This is a genomic window from Burkholderia sp. AU4i (genome assembly GCF_000466765.1).
GTDB lineage: Bacteria > Pseudomonadota > Gammaproteobacteria > Burkholderiales > Burkholderiaceae > Burkholderia > Burkholderia cepacia.
Genome location: NZ_ASSI01000440.1, coordinates 1 through 1246, shown reverse-complemented (window position 1 = coordinate 1246; position 1246 = coordinate 1). Strand labels below are relative to the sequence as shown.

The window sequence follows — 1246 nt, the reverse complement described above, 5'->3', positions numbered from 1 at the left end:
GAGCTGCGCGAGCGGCTCGCGCGCGCCGAGCGTCCGTTCGCGATCGTCGGCGGCAGCGGCTGGACGCCCGACGCGTGCGCGAACCTGCGCACCTTCGTCGAGCGCTGGCAGTTGCCGGTGGCCTGCGCGTTCCGCTACCAGGACACGATCGACAACGCGCACCCGAACTATGCGGGCGACGTCGGGCTCGGGATCAACCCCGCGCTCGCGAAGCGCATCCGCGACGCCGACCTGCTGCTCGTGATCGGGCCGCGCCTCGGCGAAGCGACGACCGGCGGCTACACGCTGCTCGACATCCCGAAGACACGCCAGACGCTGGTTCACGTGCACCAGGGCGCGGACGAGCTCGGCCGCGTGTATGCGGCCGACCTGCCGATCGTGTCCGGGATGCCCGAGATCGCCGCGCCGCTCGCCGCGCTCGAGCCGCCCGAGCATCCCGCGTGGGCCGGCAGCGCCGCCGACGCGCATCGCGCGTATCGCGAATGGCATGCGCCGCTGCCGATGCCCGGCGACGTCCAGCTCGGCGACGTGATGGTGCAGTTGCGCGAGCGCCTGCCGCACGACGCGATCCTGACCAACGGCGCCGGCAACTATGCGATCTGGCTGCATCGCCACTTCGCGTACCGGCACTTCCGCTCGCAGCTCGCGCCGACGAGCGGCGCGATGGGCTACGGGCTGCCGGCCGCGCTCGCCGCGAAGTCGCTGTACCCGTCGCGCGCCGTCGTCGCGCTCGCGGGAGACGGCTGCTTCATGATGGCCGGCAACGAACTCGCGACCGCGATGCAGTACGGGCTGAACATCGTGGCAATCGTCGTCAACAACGGCCATTTCGGTACGATCCGCATGCATCAGGAGCGCAACTACCCGGGCCGCGTGCACGGCACGGGGCTCACGAATCCCGATTTCGCCGCGTATGCGCGCGCATTCGGCGCGCATGGCGAGACCGTCGAGCGCACCGCCGATTTCGCGCCCGCGCTCGAACGCGCGCTGACCTGCGGGCTGCCCGCGCTGATCGAGATCCGCATCCCGCAGGACGCCAGCACGCCGGCCGCGACCCTCGAACAGATCCGCGAACAGGGCCGCCGCGCGCGCGGCGGATGACGGTGAGCACGCACGCCGCGCCCCCTGCCGCCGCGCTGTCGCACGACGACGCGCTGGCGCTCCCCGGCACGCTGCTCGCACCGGACGGCACGCTCGTCGCGCCTTACGACCTCGAGCACGGCGACGCGCGTGCCGCCGGCCACGT

The 1246-nt window shown here is 72.6% G+C and carries 1 protein-coding gene and 1 pseudogene; both read left to right on the top strand.

Annotated features, from left to right (window positions below; translation table 11 throughout):
- A partial coding sequence (locus tag L810_RS43365) for a thiamine pyrophosphate-dependent enzyme (RefSeq protein WP_042978483.1) occupies positions 1–1101 on the top strand: 1101 nt, incomplete at its 5' end.
- Positions 1098–1246 (top strand): annotated as a pseudogene (locus tag L810_RS49555) (ADP-heptose--LPS heptosyltransferase); the annotation flags it as partial. The gene L810_RS43365 and the pseudogene L810_RS49555, both read left to right, overlap by 4 nt.